Annotated in this window: 15 protein-coding genes and 2 pseudogenes; 4 read left to right on the forward strand and 13 right to left on the reverse strand. The window is 72.3% G+C overall.

The window, feature by feature from the left end; all coding sequences use genetic code 11:
* Window positions 1-46 precede the first annotated feature (46 nt).
* Window positions 47-1,240 (forward strand): coiled-coil domain-containing protein, encoded by a 1,194-nt coding sequence (locus tag ID554_RS29010; RefSeq protein WP_117227661.1) that lies wholly within the window; start codon window positions 47-49, stop codon window positions 1,238-1,240.
* 327 nt (window positions 1,241-1,567) lie between these two features.
* Window positions 1,568-1,909, forward strand: coding sequence for an RNA polymerase-binding protein RbpA (locus tag ID554_RS29015; protein WP_007460094.1), 342 nt, complete (start codon window positions 1,568-1,570; stop codon window positions 1,907-1,909).
* Between the two features lie 70 nt (window positions 1,910-1,979).
* Here the strand turns inward: ID554_RS29015 and ID554_RS29020 are convergent, their stop codons facing one another.
* From ID554_RS29020 to ID554_RS29045, 6 genes and pseudogenes are all read right to left on the reverse strand, one after another.
* Entirely contained in the window at window positions 1,980-2,537 is a 558-nt protein-coding gene (locus tag ID554_RS29020) for an FxsA family protein (protein WP_117227662.1), read from the reverse strand.
* Between the two features lie 90 nt (window positions 2,538-2,627).
* Window positions 2,628-3,434 carry a polyprenol monophosphomannose synthase gene (locus tag ID554_RS29025; RefSeq protein WP_117227663.1) on the reverse strand — a complete coding sequence of 269 codons (807 nt, stop codon included), beginning with the start codon at window positions 3,432-3,434 and terminating at the stop codon, window positions 2,628-2,630.
* 30 nt (window positions 3,435-3,464) lie between these two features.
* The gene (lnt, locus tag ID554_RS29030) at window positions 3,465-5,102 is read right to left on the reverse strand and encodes an apolipoprotein N-acyltransferase (RefSeq protein ID WP_396888431.1); all 1,638 of its coding nucleotides are present in this window, start codon (window positions 5,100-5,102) and stop codon (window positions 3,465-3,467) included.
* Window positions 5,103-5,146: 44 nt separating this feature from the next.
* A complete protein-coding gene (locus tag ID554_RS29035) occupies window positions 5,147-5,335 on the reverse strand; it encodes a hypothetical protein (protein WP_147333441.1) in 189 nt (62 codons plus the stop codon).
* 487 nt (window positions 5,336-5,822) lie between these two features.
* Window positions 5,823-7,391, reverse strand: coding sequence for an amidohydrolase (locus tag ID554_RS29040; RefSeq protein ID WP_117227664.1), 1,569 nt, complete (start codon window positions 7,389-7,391; stop codon window positions 5,823-5,825).
* 4 nt (window positions 7,392-7,395) lie between these two features.
* Window positions 7,396-7,545: pseudogene (locus ID554_RS29045) on the reverse strand (zinc-binding alcohol dehydrogenase); the annotation flags it as partial.
* Between the two features lie 201 nt (window positions 7,546-7,746).
* Here ID554_RS29045 and ID554_RS29050 point away from each other — a divergent pair.
* On the forward strand, window positions 7,747-9,156 hold the full coding sequence (locus ID554_RS29050; protein ID WP_117227665.1) for a KamA family radical SAM protein: 1,410 nt from the start codon (window positions 7,747-7,749) through the stop codon (window positions 9,154-9,156).
* A gap of 100 nt (window positions 9,157-9,256) precedes the next feature.
* Here ID554_RS29050 and ID554_RS29055 read toward each other — a convergent pair whose 3' ends face one another.
* The 5 genes and pseudogenes from ID554_RS29055 to ID554_RS29075 form a co-directional block, all read right to left on the reverse strand.
* Complete coding sequence (locus tag ID554_RS29055) at window positions 9,257-9,451, reverse strand: CsbD family protein (protein WP_117227666.1); 195 nt, start codon at window positions 9,449-9,451, stop codon at window positions 9,257-9,259.
* 856 nt (window positions 9,452-10,307) lie between these two features.
* Window positions 10,308-10,829: pseudogene (locus ID554_RS33320) on the reverse strand (ATP-binding cassette domain-containing protein); the annotation flags it as partial.
* A gap of 371 nt (window positions 10,830-11,200) precedes the next feature.
* Window positions 11,201-11,707 carry an Lrp/AsnC family transcriptional regulator gene (locus tag ID554_RS29065; protein WP_117227667.1) on the reverse strand — a complete coding sequence of 169 codons (507 nt, stop codon included), beginning with the start codon at window positions 11,705-11,707 and terminating at the stop codon, window positions 11,201-11,203.
* 64 nt (window positions 11,708-11,771) lie between these two features.
* Window positions 11,772-12,914: an acyl-CoA dehydrogenase family protein gene (locus ID554_RS29070; protein ID WP_117227668.1), complete on the reverse strand. Its 1,143-nt coding sequence runs from the start codon at window positions 12,912-12,914 to the stop codon at window positions 11,772-11,774.
* A gap of 139 nt (window positions 12,915-13,053) precedes the next feature.
* Window positions 13,054-13,434: a VOC family protein gene (locus tag ID554_RS29075; RefSeq protein ID WP_117227669.1), complete on the reverse strand. Its 381-nt coding sequence runs from the start codon at window positions 13,432-13,434 to the stop codon at window positions 13,054-13,056.
* A gap of 94 nt (window positions 13,435-13,528) precedes the next feature.
* Here ID554_RS29075 and ID554_RS29080 point away from each other — a divergent pair, with 94 nt between their 5' ends.
* Window positions 13,529-14,437 carry a 5'-3' exonuclease gene (locus ID554_RS29080; protein WP_191088941.1) on the forward strand — a complete coding sequence of 303 codons (909 nt, stop codon included), beginning with the start codon at window positions 13,529-13,531 and terminating at the stop codon, window positions 14,435-14,437.
* Here ID554_RS29080 and ID554_RS29085 read toward each other — a convergent pair.
* A complete protein-coding gene (locus tag ID554_RS29085) occupies window positions 14,434-14,955 on the reverse strand; it encodes a GNAT family N-acetyltransferase (RefSeq protein ID WP_223884325.1) in 522 nt (173 codons plus the stop codon). The two genes, ID554_RS29080 and ID554_RS29085, sit on opposite strands and share 4 nt — an antisense overlap.
* The gene (locus tag ID554_RS29090) at window positions 14,952-16,190 is read right to left on the reverse strand and encodes a helix-turn-helix domain-containing protein (RefSeq protein WP_223884326.1); all 1,239 of its coding nucleotides are present in this window, start codon (window positions 16,188-16,190) and stop codon (window positions 14,952-14,954) included. The genes ID554_RS29085 and ID554_RS29090 overlap by 4 nt, the downstream gene beginning before the upstream one ends.
* Between the last annotated feature and the right edge of the window lie 146 nt (window positions 16,191-16,336).

The raw sequence follows: 16,336 nt of genomic DNA on the forward strand, positions 1-16,336 counted from the left end.
GCCGCCGGTGGGGCGGCCCGGCGCGGCTCACTAGACTGCCGGTTCGATGGACGTCCAGCCCGCCCCCACCGCTGACACCCGCCCCTGCGCCCACTGCGGACGTGACGTGCCGCAGCGCGTCGGCGCGGGTCGCCCGTTCCGCTACTGCCGGGACAACGACGGCGCCTGCCAGCGGGCGTCCCGCAACACCCGGATGCGGCACCGCAACGCCCCCGGCCTGCCCGGGCAGGTGGCCCGCACGTGGGAGGCGGTGGACCGGCTGGACCAGATCGTCGAGACGCTGACCGAGGCCCTGCACGCCGAGTTGTCTCCGTCTGGGGTGCAGCGCCAGGTGGCGCAGGTCCGCGCGGAGACCGCCGGTGAGGTCGCGGCGGCGCAGGCCGAGCGCGACGAGGCGCTGCGGGCGGCCGAGGACGCCGCCGCCCGCGCCGAGCGGGACCGCCGGGCAGCCGAGTCCGCCGCCGCCGACCGGCACGCCGCGCGGGCCGAGTCCGCCGAAGCCGCCGCGCGGGCTGCCGGCGCCGATCAGCGGGCCGAGGCTGCCGAGTCGGCCCGCGACGAGGCCCGGCGCGCGGCGGTGGCCGCCCAGGCGCTGCGGGCGCAGGCCGAGGCCGACCGGGACCTCGCCCGGGCGCAGGCGGCCACCCTGCGGGCCGAGCGGGACACCGCACACCGCCGGGGCGCCGACCTCACCGCCGAGCGGGACACCGCGCGCGCCGACGCCGAACGGGCCACCCGTGCCCTCGGCGAGGCCGGCGCCGAGGCCGAGCGGTCGCGGATCGAGGCGGAGCGGTCGCGGGCCGCCGCCGACCAGGCCCAGGCCCAGCTCGTCCAGGCCCGCGCCGACGGGGAGCAGTACAAGGCCGAGGCGGCGCAGGCCCGTGCCGCCGCCGACCGGGACCGGGCCCAGGTGGCGGCGGCCCAGGCGGAGCTGGCGGCGGTGCAGGCCGAGATCGAGCGGACGCGTACCCAGGCCGCCGCCGACCGGGACCGGGCCCAGGCGGTGGCCCGGCAGTCCACCGGGGACCTGGCCGCGGCCCGCGCCGACGTCACCACGCTGCGCGCCGACCTGACCGCCGCCCGCGCCGCCGCGAGCGTCGCCGAACGCGGGCTCGACGACGCGACGGTACGGCTGCGCGCGACGGAGGCCGACCGTGACGACGCCCGCCAGCGCGTGGCCCAGCTGGCCGCCCAGGTCGCCGACCTGGCCACCGCCCTGACCCGCCGCGCCACCTCCTGACCTCCCCGCTCCGCGTCCTCCCGCCGGCCTTCCGGTCCCGATGGGCGACGATCCGACGCCCCGCACATCCCCGGTTGATCAATTTGGGCGCGGATGCCGGGGAGACCACAGCCGAAACCTCTTGATCAACCGGCCTGGGTCTTCACCGCCACCGCGCCGCCGAGACGACCCGGCGGGCGGACCCGACCGGGTGCGCGCTGCGGCCCGCTACCCTTGACCACGCACCCGCCGTGCTGCGGGACGTCAGGACTTGGCCGCGGGAATGGCTCGGCGACGGCGGACCGTTACACCGATAGGACCAGCACCACCACAGAGGGGAAGTCGATCATGGGCGAGCGCATGCTGCGCGGTAGCCGACTGGGCGCGGTCAGCTACGAATCCGATCGCAACACGGAGCTCGCGCCGCGGCAGACCCGCGAGTACCTGTGTGCCAAGGGTCACCAGTTCGAGGTGCCGTTCGCCGTCGACGCCGAGGTGCCGACCACCTGGGAGTGCAAGTTCGACGGCAGCGTGGCCCGGCTGGTCGACGGCAACGAGCCGGAGCAGAAGAAGGCCAAGCCGCCGCGCACCCACTGGGACATGCTGCTGGAGCGGCGTTCCATCGCCGAGCTGGAGGACATCCTCGCCGAGCGGCTCCAGGAGGTCCGTACCCGCCGCGGTCGCGCCTGACCCGTCAACCACCGGCGCCCCGGGAGGTCATCTCCCGGGGCGCCATCGTGCCTTGAGGTGTCGCTCGCGGTCAGCGCGGCTCCACGATCTCGCCCTCGATGGCGCGGCCGTCATCCACCACCGGCGGCGCCGCTGCCGACGGCTGCTGCGGCGCGGGTTGCGGTGCGGGGGCGGACTGCTCGCCGGCCGGCTGCTGCGGCGCACCCCGGTACACGTGCACCCGGCGTGGCCCGAACAGGTCACCGGCGGCCATCGACGACACCCGGCGTTCGGCGGAACGCTGGATGCCCCCGCGTGCGATCCGACGCACCGGAGGCAGCAGCAGCACCAGCCCCACCACGCCGCTGACCAGGCCCGGCGTGGCCAGCAGCAACGCGCCGAGCAGACCGATCAGCCCGTCGGTGACCTGGCCACCGGGCGGCCGGCCGGACTGGGCCGCGTCCCGGAAGCCCCGCCAGGCGCGGATCCCCTCGCGGCGCAGCAGGACCAGCCCCAGCAGTGAGGCCGCGAACACCAGCAGTGTCGCCGCGCCGAAGCCGATCGCCCGGCCCACCACCACGAACACGGCCAGTTCCGCTGTCAGAGACAGCAGCAGGGCCAACGGTACGAACTTCACTGTCCGGCGCATATCACCCCATCCGCCTCGCGGCGCTCGTCATCGGACGGCGCACCCGGCGGGGCGCAGCCGTCCCGTCCGTCCAGCATGACACGCTCCTGCTCACGGCCACCGGGCCCGCCCCGTCGTCGCCCCCTGCCAGCCCTGCCGCACCGCCGTACGCCGGTCGCGTACCGCCCAGCCGGTGATCCGCCACAGCGCCTCGGCCACGATCAGCGGGCTCATCTTGCTGTCGCCGCGTTCCCGCTCGGCGAACGTGATCGGCACCTCGACGATCCGCGCCCCCGCGCGATGCGCCAACCGGGACAGCTCCACCTGGAACGAGTACCCCTGCGAGCACACCGACTCCAGGTCCACCGCGTCGAGCACACCCGCCCGGTACACCCGGTAGCCGCCGGTGGCGTCGGCCACCGGCATGCCCAGCGCCAGCCGCGCGTACAGGTTGCCGCACCGCGACAGCAGCAGCCGCCGCAGCGGCCAGTTCAACACCCGGGCGCCCCGCGTCCACCGCGACCCGATCACCACGTCGGCGTGCCGGGCGGCGGCCAGCAGCGCCGGCAGGTCCTCCGGGGCGTGCGAGCCGTCGGCGTCCATCTCCACCACCGCGTCGTAGCCGCGCTTCCGCGCCCACGCGAACCCGGCCAGGTACGCCGCGCCGAGGCCCTGCTTACCCTCCCGGTGCAGCACGTGCACGTGACCGTCGGCGCGGGCCAGCCCCTCGGCGACGCGGCCGGTGCCGTCGGGGCTGTTGTCGTCGGCGACGAGGATCTCCACCTGCGGCGCGGCGCCACGGACCCGCCGCACGATCGCGCCGACGTTGTCAGCCTCGTTGTAGGTCGGGATGACCACCAGCACCCGACCCACGCCGGGCACCCCGGTCGCCGCCGGGCGGATGTCGGTCCTGCGCATCACCGCTGCCCCTCTCCGGGCAGCCGCCGGCTATCCGGATCGGCCGCCCCACCGGCGCCGCACCAGTGCCGCCCCGACCAACGTGGCCACGGACAGCCCGGCCAGCACCACCTCGGGCAGCACCCCGACCCGGGTGGCGAGGGTGCGCCCCTCGGTCAGCCGCAGCTCACGCACCACGACCGCCTGGGTGTTGAACCCGGTGGCATCGCTTACCCGCCCGTCGGGGGCCACGAACCCGGACACTCCGACCGTGGAGGCCATCAACGCGGGGCGACCGTGCTCGACCGCCCGCAACCGGACCATGGCCAGCTGCTGTCGGGCCTCGGCCACGTCGAAGGTGGCGTTGTTGGTCTGCACCACCAGCAGTTGGGCCCCACCGACCACGGTGTCGCGCACCAGCCCGTCGTAGGCCACCTCGAAACAGATCACATCGCCGAGCACCGCCGCCGGGGTCCGCACCACCCCCGGCTCGGTGCCGGCCACGAAGTCGGCGCGGACCCGGTCGACCTGGTCGCTGACCATCCGGGCGATGCGGCGCAGCGGCACGTACTCGGCGAACGGCACCGGATGCCGCTTGATGTAGAGCTGCTCCAGGTCGGGGCCGCTGCCCGGCCGCCACAGCAGCCCCGCGTTGCGCACCTGCCCCTGCCCGGGGCCGGTCAGCACCGCACCGACCAGGATCGGTACGCCGATCGCGTCGGCGGCCTCGGAGATGCGTATGTTGGCCGACTGGTTGCGCAGCGGGTCGATGTCGCTGGAGTTCTCCGGCCACACCACCAGGTCCGGTCGGGCCCGGGTGCCGGCGGCCACCTCACCGGCCAGGGCGATAGTGGCGTCCACGTGGTTGTTCAACACCGCCTGCCGTTGGGCGTTGAAGTCCAACCCGAGGCGCGGCACATTGCCCTGCACGATCGCCACGGTCACCGTCTCACCGGTCCCCGCAGTGCTCACCGGCACCAACAGTCCCCCGCCGAACAGCAGCACCAGCACCGCCGCGCATCCGGCGGCCGGAGTCCACCACCGGGTGTCGGTGGCGGCCCGGCGGGCCCGCAGCGTCCACCACACGCCGGCCACCAGCAGCCCACCGGCCGCCGCCACCGCGAACGTCACCAGCGGGGCGCCGCCGACGGATGCCAGCCGCAGCAGCGGCGAGGTGTCCTGGCCGAACGCCAGCCGCCCCCACGGGAACCCCCCGAACGGGGTCCGGTCCCGCAGCGCCTCCTGCCCCACCCACAGCACACCGGTCACCGCCGGCCACACCGCCGGGTACCGGTCGGCCAGCGGCGACACCCACGCGGTGGCCACGCCCAGCAGCGCCAGGTAGCCGGCCTGCAACAGCGACAGCAGCACCCACGGCAGGTAGCCGGTGTGCAGGTTCGTCCAGGACAGCAGCGGCGCGAACAGCGCCAGCCCGGTCAGGAACCCCAGACCGGCGCCGGCCCGCAGCCGCCGCCGATGCGTCGCGGCGGCCAGCAGCGCCACCCCGACCGGCGCCAGCGGCCACCACCCGTACGGCGGAAACGCCACCAGCAGCGCCAGCCCGGCGGCGACCGCCAGCACCACCGCCACCGGCAGCCGCAGCGGCCGGGACGCACCGTCGGGCCGGCTCGCGTCGGCGGGCACGGCGGCGCGGTCCACGGTCGTCACGGTGGCGTCAGGCGGGGTCACGCGCCGAAGGCTACCCGCCCGGCGGACCCCGACACCGGGGGCGGTCACCGGCCGGGCGATCCTCCTGTCGACGTCCGGGACCGGTACCGTTCCTCCCAGGCCGCCTCGGTGAACATCTCCTCCCGCTGCTGGCGGCGCGCGGCCAACCGCTCGGCCCGCTCGGCGTCCGGACCCGCGTGCCGCACTCCGTCGCCAACCCCGACCCCGCGCCCGCCGAGGTGCTCAACCTGCACGTCCGGGCCCGACCCGCCACCGACTGAGCACACGAAATCGGGGCGCGGCATACGCCGCGCCCCGATGCTCCCAGGCCCTTCCCAGCCGGTGCGGCGGGAATGAGGCACGCCGACCTTCGGACCGACCAGACGGTGACTGGCTGTCCCCGTCGGGCCGTTGTCTACTGGCCGTGCACCCCACCCTGCCCGTACACCGGTAACCGCAGCCGGTTCGCGCCGCCCCGCCGACCCCCGCCCGCTGGACCTGGCCGCCGCGACAACCGTCGCTCGGCCAGCGGACGAAGGGACGAAGCGAACAACAGCCGCTTCCCGTGGTAGGACTCAAAGACGGTACGTGGCCCACCCCCGACCTTGTCAACCCACCCCGGACGAGTCGCCACACCCCCACGGCGTGTCGCGCTCACCGTCACCGTCCGAAACCGACCCGACACCGGTCACGCCGAGGTCAGCGGCCCCACCCTTGCCGGCCGAGAACCCACCACCTCAGTCACGACGCCCCTTCCTCATAGATCACCTCACCGCGCAACACCGTCGCCCGGCACTCCGGCAACGGCGTCGGATCCCGCACCCCCCGCACCTGCGGATCCTCGGCCGCCAACACCGGCAACCCCCGCTGGACCCCCGCCGGCGACGACCACACCGCGAACGTCGCCGGCGCCCCCAACGCCAACACCCCCTCACTGTCCCGATGCACCGCCCGCCAACCACCCCGCGTATGCGCCGCGAACGCCGCCCGCACACTCATCCGCTGCACCGGGTTGTGATGCGCCACCGCAGCCCGCACCGACCCCCACGGATCCAACGGCGTCACCGGCGAATCCGACCCGAACGCCAACGCCACCCCCACCCCGTGCATCGCCCCCATCGGATTCGACGCCAACGACCGCGCCAACCCCAACCGCGCCTCGTACATCCGACCCGCGCCACCCCACAACCGGTCGAACGCCGGCTGCATCGACGCCACCACCCCGAACTCCACGAACCCGGCGATCAACCGCCGATCCACGATCTCCGCGTGCTCGATCCGATGCCGCGCCGCACGCACCCGCTCCGTCCCCACCTTCTCCGCCGCCCCCGCGAACCCCGCCAACACCGTCGAGATCGCCGCATCCCCGATCGCGTGGAACCCGCCCTGCATCCCGTGCGCCGCACAGTCCAACAAATGATCACGAACCTGTTCCGCCGTCAGATACCCGTGACCACACCCCTGCCCGTCCACGTACGCCGCCGACACGTGCGCCGTCCGCGACCCCAACGCCCCGTCCGCGAACAGATCCCCACCCGCACCCACCGCACCCAACTCCCGCGCCCGCGCCGCACCACCCAACTCACCCCAGTACCCGTACACCTCCGGCACCCCCACACCCGACAGCGACAACAGGCCCGTGAAGTCCTCCTCGTCCGAGATCTCCGGCCCGCCACACTCGTGCACCGCCGCGATCCCCAACGACGCCGCATGCCGCAACGCCACCCGGTGCGCCGCCACCCGCTGCGCCCGCGTCACCGACGCCCGCGCCACCGCCCGCACCACGTGATGCGCGGCCCGCCGCAACCACCCCGACGCGTCGTACCCGGGCGCCGCCACCGCCTCCGGACACGCCGCCAACAACGCCGACGACACCACCGCCGAATGGATCGACGCCTGCGACAGATACACCCGCCGCCCACCGGCCGCCCGATCCACCTCCGCCGCCCCCGGCGGCACCGGCACCGACCACGTCGACTCGTCCCACCCGTGCCCCAGCACCACCGCGTCCGCCGGCAACCCCGCCGCGAACGCCGCCACCGCCGCCAGCAACGCCCCCGCCGAGCGCACCCCGGACAGATCCAGCCCCGACAACGCCAACCCGGTGTCACTCACGTGCACGTGCGCGTCCACGAACGCCGGCGTCACCAACGCCCCGCCCAGATCCACCACCCGGTCCGCGGCCGGCGCGTCCGCCCCGGCACCCAACCAGACGATCCGCCCGTCCCGCACCAACAGCGCCGTCGCGGACGGATCCGCCGGGCAGTGCAACACGCCGGCCCGGTACAACGTCGAGGGGTTCTTCGTCATGGCCTCAGTCTGCCGCCAGCCGGGCCTCGAAGAGCCCACGCACCCCCGGCACGTCACGCAGCAGCCCCAACGCCAACTCCGCGTGACTCGGCACGTACCCGTTACCCACCAGCATCGTCACGTCCGCTTCAGCCGCTCGACCGAGATCCGCACCTCGTTTGCAGACCTACTGGTGACGTCACGCCAACCTCCCTGTCCGACCGCCCAAAGCCCCGACATCAACTCGCATGACGGGAAAACTTCCGGCAGAATAATTCCTGTACCGAATATTTTCCAGTAACCTTCGGTCCGCCGACGACCCCGGATCGACCGACACCCAGGTCGGACGACCACCGACACACCCGCAGGAGGGGCCGTGACCCAGACCCAACCGCCGGTGCACACCGCCCCGGCAACACCCGAGCCGGCCCCCACCACCGCACTGACCGGCCAACCGTACGAATACCGCCGCCACCGCCTCGTCGAACCCGACTGGACCCGCTTCCCCGGATGGCGTCACGTCACCCGCGACCAGTGGGAAAGCGCCCAGTGGCAGCGCGTCAACTGCGTCAAGAACATCAAGCAACTCCGCACCCTGCTCGGCGGCACCGTCGACGAGCACTTCTATGCCGACCTCGAAGCCGACCAACGCGCCCTGGCCACCATGTCCATGCTCGTACCACCCCAAATGATCAACACCATGGTGCCGGACGCCCCACCCACCACCGAGGCGTTGCTGGCCGACCCGATCCGGCGCTACATGATTCCCGTCGCCTCGGACCGCCGCACCGACTGGCCCTCCCACCCGTACGCCACCCGCGACTCGCTGCACGAACACGACATGTGGGTCGCCGAGGGCCTCACCCACCGCTACCCCACCAAAGTCCTCGCCGAACTGCTCTCCACCTGCCCGCAGTACTGCGGGCACTGCACCCGCATGGACCTGGTCGGCAACTCCACCCCCGCGGTCGACAAACTCAAACTCACCCTCAAACCCGTCGACCGGTACGACGCGCACATCACCTACCTCAAGGCCCACCCCGGCGTACGCGACGTGGTGGTCTCCGGCGGCGACGTGGCCAACGTCCCGTGGCGCAGCCTCGAGTCGTACCTGATGCGCCTGCTGGAGATCGAGACCATCCGCGACATCCGGCTCGCCACCAAGGCGCTCATGGGCCTGCCCCAGCACTGGCTGCAACCAGACGTCGTGGAGGGGCTGGAACGGGTCGCCCGAACCGCCGCCCGACGGGGCGTCAACCTGGCCATCCACACCCACGTCAACCACGCCCAGTCGCTCACCCCGCTGGTCGCCAAGGCCACCCAGACCGCCCTCGACGTCGGCGTACGCGACGTGCGCAACCAGGGCGTGCTGATGCGCGGCGTCAACGCCAGCACCACCGACCTGCTCGACCTCTGCTTCGCGCTCCAGGGCGAGGCGGGCATCCTGCCGTACTACTTCTACATGTGCGACATGATCCCCAACGCCGAGCACTGGCGGGTCCCGGTCTGGCACGCCCAGCAACTCCAGCACGACATCATGGGCTACCTGCCCGGCTACGCCACTCCCCGGATCGTCTGCGACGTGCCCTTCGTCGGCAAGCGCTGGGTGCACATGGTCACCGAGTACGACCGCGAACGTGGCATCTCCTACTGGACGAAGAACTACCGCACCTCCATCGAGTCCGCCGACCTGGAGGCCCTCAACAAGCGGTACGCGTACCACGACCCGATCGACACCCTGCCGGACACCGGCCAACAGTGGTGGCGGACCCACCGCGACGACTGACCCGACCGGGCGTAGCCCGGTCGGTACCTCCTCCACCGACTGACGCCACGCCGCGAAGCGGGCCACCGGAGCTTTTCCGGTGGCCCGCTTCTGCGTGCGGTCACTTGGTGAAGGCGTCCTTGGCGTTGCGGCCGGCGTCCTTCACGTTCTCACCGGCCTTGCGGGCACGGGCCTCGGACTGCTCGGTGGCGCCCTCGGCACGCATGCGCTCGTTGTCGGTCATGTCGCCGACGCGCTCCTTGGCGGCGCCGCTCAGTTCCTCGACCTTGTTCTTCGCCTTGTCGGTGAAGCTCATGTCGCCTCCCTGCCTGCCTCGGCGGCGCAGCGATCCGCTGCGCTCCTCGCGGTTGTGTCCCCGCACCCGATCATCTGAAACTGTTCTGGGAGCGGTGGTGCCGTGCATATCCGCTAGGGTGTCCTAGGAAGCTAGGTATGGTGAACTTCGCTGGTCGCGCCCACCTCTGCGGTCCCCTGCCTACCGGTTGAGCCGCTGTCGAGCTGAGCCGTTCCTGCTGTCACCGGACCTTCTCTGCGGGGACCTCCTGTCCCGGCGCCTGCACCGGCGCCTGTGACGACGGGCCGCCCCGGGCTCGCCGTGCCAGCCGACGACGCAGCACCGGGGCGAATGTGCTCGCCCGCGCCGACCAGCGACGAAAGTGCCAGCAGGGACGACCAGTGACAACAGAAACGACCAGGGGACAGCAAGGATGCCTTCGGCCCCGCAGCAGGCCCCTCACGAGCCGCCAAGACCGCACAAACGCAGGGTTTGCACATCTGTGCAAACCCTGCGTGGATCGCACGGACCCGCCGGTCGCACGATCCGTCCATGCCGTCAGCTCGACAGCGCCCGAACCCGACAGGTATAGGCCGGTCCGGTAAGGCGCCGACGCCCGGGCACAGACGGCACCGTCCGGTGGAGAGCAGGCCGCGACGGCCGGTGGTTTTCACCCGCGCCGTGATGCCCACCGACCCACCGCAGGGCACGGCGACCCGACTCGACGTCGTCGGCGTGTTGCTGGTCGCCCCGCTCGGTATCGGCGGCGCACTCGCCGCGCCACTGGCCGGACGGGTCAGCGACCGCATCGGTTCCCGCAACCTCGCACTGGCCGGTGGATTTCATAACCCGCGCTGTCGGGTGCCCGGCTCGCCCCTCAGGGCGACTCCTCGGCGGCTCGCAGCGACAGGATCGGCCAGTCCGCCAGGTCGGCGAGCATCTGGCGGTCGTGCGTGGCGACCACCACCGCCGCCGAGGTCTCCCGCAACGCGTCGGTCAACTCGGGTCCGCAGCTCGGGCCAGCGCAGGCGCGGCGGCGGCTCGGGCACAGTGAGCCGGTGCGCGTCGAGGTCCTCCTGCCTGCGACGCAACGCCTGCACCACCCCGGGAGCCCGGGACTGACGCTGGTGCTTGCCGTGCCCCTTCTCCGGCCGCCAACCGGTGCGAGGAAGGCCAGGCTGTCGGCGTCGAGATGGTTGGTCGGCTCGTCCAGCATCAGCAGGTCGTGCCGCGCCCCCAGCAGGCAGGCCAGACGGACCCGGTAGCGCTGGCCGACCGACAGCGTCGACAGCGGGCGCTGCCGGTCCGGGCAGGCGTCGGCCGCCTCGTCCAGCGCCCGCACCGCCTCCAGCGCCTGCCGGGCCACGCCGATCGTGCCCGTTCGTTCCACCGTGTCGTCTTGCCCTGGCCGTTCTCGCCGATCACGGCAAGCCGCGAACGGGCGGAGACGGTCACGCTGACGTCGGACAGCACCACCCGTCCGCCCAGCACCACGCGTACGCCTTCGGCCCGGACGTGCGCCCGGTCACCTGCCGGCAGGACGGTGGACGGGGTCTGGGTGGGATTCAACTCAAGATTGTTCACTCTGCTCTTCGGCTCGTCATGGAGCCGGGCAGCACGAACACGCCGCCCGGCGGGAACACCAGGACGACGGAACAGAGTGGATCTTAGGAAAAGCCGGTCAACCCTGCCGCCGTCAGCGGCGGAACCAGGGCTTCATCGTGAAGGCGCGGCAATTCATGGCGCCATCCTAACGCATCGGGCGGCGGGTCATCCTCCGGTGGAACCAGCCGTCTCCCCCGCCGGCCGGGACCGCTGCCGGGTCGACGGCTCGCCACTGATCTTGGGAGGACGCCCCTCGTACGGGGTGGAGAGCACCACCGTCGTGCGGGTGGTGACGTTCGCCGATGTCCTGATCTCCTGGAGTACGCGTTCCAGGTCGACCGGACCGGCCACCCGCACCAGCAGCAGATAGAAGTCCTCCCCCGCCACCGAGTAGCACGAGTCGATCTCGGGCAGGTGCGCCAGCCGTACCGGGGCGTCGTCCGGTTGCGACGGGTCGAACGGCCGGATCGCCACGAACGCGGTCAGCGGCAGGTCGAGCGCCTCGAACGAGACCCGGGCGGTGTAGCCCTTGACCACACCGCGCTGCTCCAGCCGGCGTACCCGTTGGTGCACGGCCGAGACGGAGAGGCCCACCTTCTCCGCGAGATCCGTGTACGACTGTCGGCCGTCCGTGGTCAGTGCGGCGACGATGGCCCGGTCGATCTCCTCCACGGCGTGCAACCTACCGGGAAAGGCCCGTCCGCGCGACGACGAAACCACCGGAGGTCACGCGCGGTCAGTCCTTGGCCAGGGCGCGAGAGATCACCAGGCGCTGGATCTGGTTGGTGCCCTCCACGATCTGGAGCACCTTCGCCTCCCGCATGTAGCGCTCCACCGGGTGGTCGGCCACGTAGCCGGCGCCACCGAGCACCTGCACCGCGTCGGTGGTCACCCGCATCGCCATGTCGGTGGCGAACAGCTTCGCCTTGGCCGCCTCGATGGAGTACGGCCGACCGGCGTCGCGCAGTCGGGCCGCGGTGAGGGTCAACGCGCGGGCGGCGGAGATCTGGGTGGCCAGGTCGGCGAGGGTGAAGCCGAGTCCCTGGAAGTCAATGACGGCGCGGCCGAACTGGCGGCGTTCCCGCGCGTAGCCGACCGCGTAGTCCAGCGCCGCCTGGGCCAGCCCCACCGCGCACGCGGCGATACCGAGCCGACCGGAGTCCAGAGCGGACATGGCGATGGTGAAACCGGCCCCCTCGCCGCCGATCAGCCGGTCCGCCGGCACCCGGGCGTCGTCGAACGCGAGCTGCGCCACCGGTGACGACCGCAGTCCCATGGTGCGTTCGGCGGCCTGCGGGTGGAGACCGGGAGTGGCCCGGTCGAGCAGCAGGCAGGAGATGCCCCGGGCGCCGGGTCCGCCGGTACGGCAGAAGACGTTGTAGAAGTCGGCCACCTGGGCGTGGGTGATCCAGGCCTTGGTGCCGGTGACGACGTACGCGTCGCCGTCGCGGACCGCCTTCGTGGTCAGCGCGGCGGCGTCCGACCCACCCTGCGGTTCGGAGAGGCAGTACGCGCCGAGCAGCTCGCCGCCGATCATGTCGGGCAGCAGCTTGCGCTGGGCGTCGTCGCCGAACGTGGCGACCGGGTGGCAGGAGAGCGTGTGCACGCTGACCGCCTCGGCGACCGCCAACCAGCGGCTCGCCAGGATCTCCAGCACCTGGAGGTAGACCTCGTACGGCTGGGCGGCCCCGCCGTACTCCTCCGGGTAGGGCAGGCCGAGCAGGCCGGCCCGGCCCAGGGTCCGTAGCAGCTCGCGGGGGAACTCGGCGCGCTGCTCGAACTCGACGGCCTTGGGCGCGAGTTCCCGGTCGGCGAGTTCGGTGGCCAGCTCCAGCAGGTCGTGGGCCTCTTCGGTGGGCAGGATCCGGTCGACAGTCATAGCGCGGTGAGCTCCGTGGGATGGTGGTGAGCCGTCGTACGCCGTGGCAGCTTCTGGCTCCCACCCGCCCAGCTTAACGCTCGTTCGGGTGACGGGCGCGGACGGTGCGGGTCGTGTCGGCCACCGACCGGCCTCGCGGTCAGTCCATCAGCCACAGGCAGAACGGGTGGCCGTCCGGGTCCAGGCAGACCCGCACGTCGTCCTGCGGCTGGAACTCGGCCAGCGTGGCGCCGCAGGCCAGCGCGTGGTCCAGGGCGGCGGCCAGGTCCTCGACGCCGATCTCCAGGTGCATCATCATCTGCTGCCGGTCCGCCTCGGCGGGCCAGGTCGGCCGCACGTACGCCCGCTCGCGCTGGAAGGAGAGGCCCACCCCGCCCTCGGGCGCGCGCAGGATGACGTCGTCGGCCTCCTCGACCTCCACCGTCCAACCGAGCAGGCACGCGTAGAAGCGGGACAGCGCCGCCGGGTCGGGCGTGTCCAGGTTGACCGTGGTCAGCGCGAGTCGGGTCGTCGTGGTCATCGCGTCCTCCTGGATTGCGGCATCGACGTGCCGTCGACCGCGAACGTCGGTGGGATGTGCCAGGCTGTCGGGCGTGGCACAGCAGACCCCGATCATGCTCGTCGACGCGCCCAGTCTCTACTTCCGGGCCTACTTCGGCATTCCCGAGTCGGCCGCGCGGACCGCCGACGGACAGCCGGTCAACGCCGTACGCGGGTTCCTCGACATGCTCGCCCAACTGGTCCGCACCCGTCGACCGGGCCGGATGGTGTGCGCGATGGACCACGACTGGCGACCGGACTGGCGGGTCGCGCTGCTGCCGTCGTACAAGGCGCACCGGGTGGCGCCCGAGGGCGGCGAGGTCGTGCCGGACACCCTCAGCCCGCAGGTGCCGATGATCCTCGACGTGCTCGACGCACTCGGCGTCACCGTGGTCGGCGCGGCCGGTTACGAGGCCGACGACGTGCTGGGCACCCTCTCGGTCACCCAACCCGGTCCGGTCGAGGTGGTCTCCGGCGACCGTGACCTGTTCCAGCTCGTCGACGACGCCCGTGGGGTGCGACTGCTCTACATCGGGCGGGGCGTGGCCAAGCTGGACGACTGCGACGACACGGCGGTCCGGTCCCGCTACGGGGTGGCCGCCGACCGGTACGCCGACTTCGCCGCGCTGCGTGGCGACCCCAGCGACGGGCTGCCGGGGGTGGCCGGTGTCGGCGAGAAGACCGCCGCCCGACTGATCGAGCGGTACGGCGACATCGACGGCATCCTGGCCGCTCTGGACGATCCGGCCTCCGGTTTCGCGCCCGGCCTGCGCACCAAGCTCGACGCCGCCCGCGACTACCTGGCGGTGGCGCCGAAGGTGGTCCGGGTCGCCCTGGACGTGCCGCTGCCGCCGCTGCCCACCGAGCTGCCGGCCGCGCCGGCCGACCCGGAGCGCCTGGTCGAGCTGGCCGAGCGGTGGAACCTTGCCGGTTCCACCCGCCGCCTGGTCGACGCCCTCGCCACCCGCACCACGACGGCTTAGCGCTTGGCCGACGTCCTCAACACCAGCAGGTCCATGCGGGCACCCCACGGAGTCGTCGTATCGCCCACCTGCACCCAGCCTGCTCGTGCGTAGATGGTGCGGGCAGCCGAACGCGGATTCGACGCGAGCGTCGCCACCGGCTCCGATCGGGCATCGAGTAGTCGCCGCATCAACTCGGCACCCACGCCCCGACCGCGCTGTGCCGGGCGCACGATCCACTCCATCACGGCGAACTTGTCCGCCTCACGCACGTCGGCGGGCGGGTCCTGCCCGGCGCGTCTCCACCAGCGCCCGGAGCCCATCGTCCACCCGTAGGCGGCCCCCACCAACACACCCTGGTCGTGGGCCGTGATCAGGGTGAAGCCGGGCCGACGCGCCTCCTCGGGCAGACCGTTGCGGAATCCGGCCACTTCCTCCGGGCCCTCCCCGTACGGCGGCTCGGCATAGACGATGCCGTACAGGTCGGCCAAGGCGTGAACTTGTTCGGGCGTCATCGAGGTGTGGAGGCGGTAGGTCACGGCCACGGTCCGCAGCCCTTTGCGCCGACGATGGCAGTCAGGTCCCCGTACGCGGGCCGCCGACGTTCACTCCCCGGAACGGCGTCCACTACTTGACGGGCCACCGTCAGTAACAGCTCGTTGCGGTGCTCGCCAGGCAACGCGTCGAGCAGGTCTGTGGCGAGTCGCAGCCCGTCAGGGATGTCGCCTTCGCGGATCAGGCAGACCGCCTGGTGCAACTGCACCTGAGCGCGGAGCCGCGCCTGAGACTGCGGGTACAGGGCGAGCGCCAGGGACTGCGCCCGTGTCGCGTCAGCGAACCGACCAGCGTGCGTAAACACCCACGACGCCGTGTAATGCAGCCGGTGTTCCGGCCAGCCCCAGACCGATTCCACATCGGTGATGACCGACCTGGGTAGCTGAGATGCGAGGTCCGAAAGCCGTTCGACCGTGGCGACTGCTTCCGTATGGCGGCCGGCCAGGGAAAGCGCTTGTGCCCGTCCGGCCAGTAGGCCACACGTAGCCGCCGACGCCCGCTGATGCAGCAGCGGCAGGGCTTGGTCGGACATTTGCACGACCGTGTTAGGGTCCCGGCCGTCGTAGCAGCCATTGACGACATCCCACGCCCACCCCGCCACGACCGAGTCCGGGTCTCCGGAGTTGTCCGCGAGTTCGCGCGCCGACCGCCACCATCGGGCGGCTGCCCAGCCTTGCCCTGCGGCGACCATTCCGAATGCGACCATCAGCGAGAGCTTCGACGCGGCCCGCAACAACCCTGCCCGCTGAGGCCCGTCAGCCGCCGCGAGTTGATGTTGCAGGACGGTCATGTCGACGGTGAGCTGGCGGTCCAGTTGGTCTGCGGGCAGCCGGTAGTAGTCGTAGCCGTAATCTTCGACGATCCTGTCCCATTCATCGGCGTGCCCGGCGGCGACACCGAAGCCATGACGGAGGGATTCCAGGCCGACGAGCGGTGCCACGGCCGGCGCTACGGCGAGGGCGCCCATCGCGCCGAGAATCTTCCGCCTCCGCATGTCGGTCTCACCTGCCTGCCGCTGCCATGCCCGTACGAGCGCACCGGCCGCGCTCAACGCATCGTCGCACGCTTCCGCGAGTGGCCGGGTTGGCGGCCTTACGCCCCGCTCCACCTGAGACAGGTAGGAGAAATCGAGACGAGCAGCCGAACCCAAGGCGCGCAGCGACAACCCGGCGGCGAGCCGGTGTTGTTTCAGTGTCTCCCCAAAACGTCCCATCGGCATCCCTGCGATGTGGGCAATTGTGTGGGCCCACTGCTCACACCTACCCCACACGCAGAGTAGCGACAAAGCTGTGTTTAGGTCCCCCGACGGGCCGGGCGGACCGACTGGGATAACGCGCCAACGGTCACTGACATCGATGTCGAGGC

The organism is Micromonospora craniellae (assembly GCF_014764405.1).
Classification (GTDB): Bacteria; Actinomycetota; Actinomycetes; order Mycobacteriales; family Micromonosporaceae; genus Micromonospora; species Micromonospora craniellae.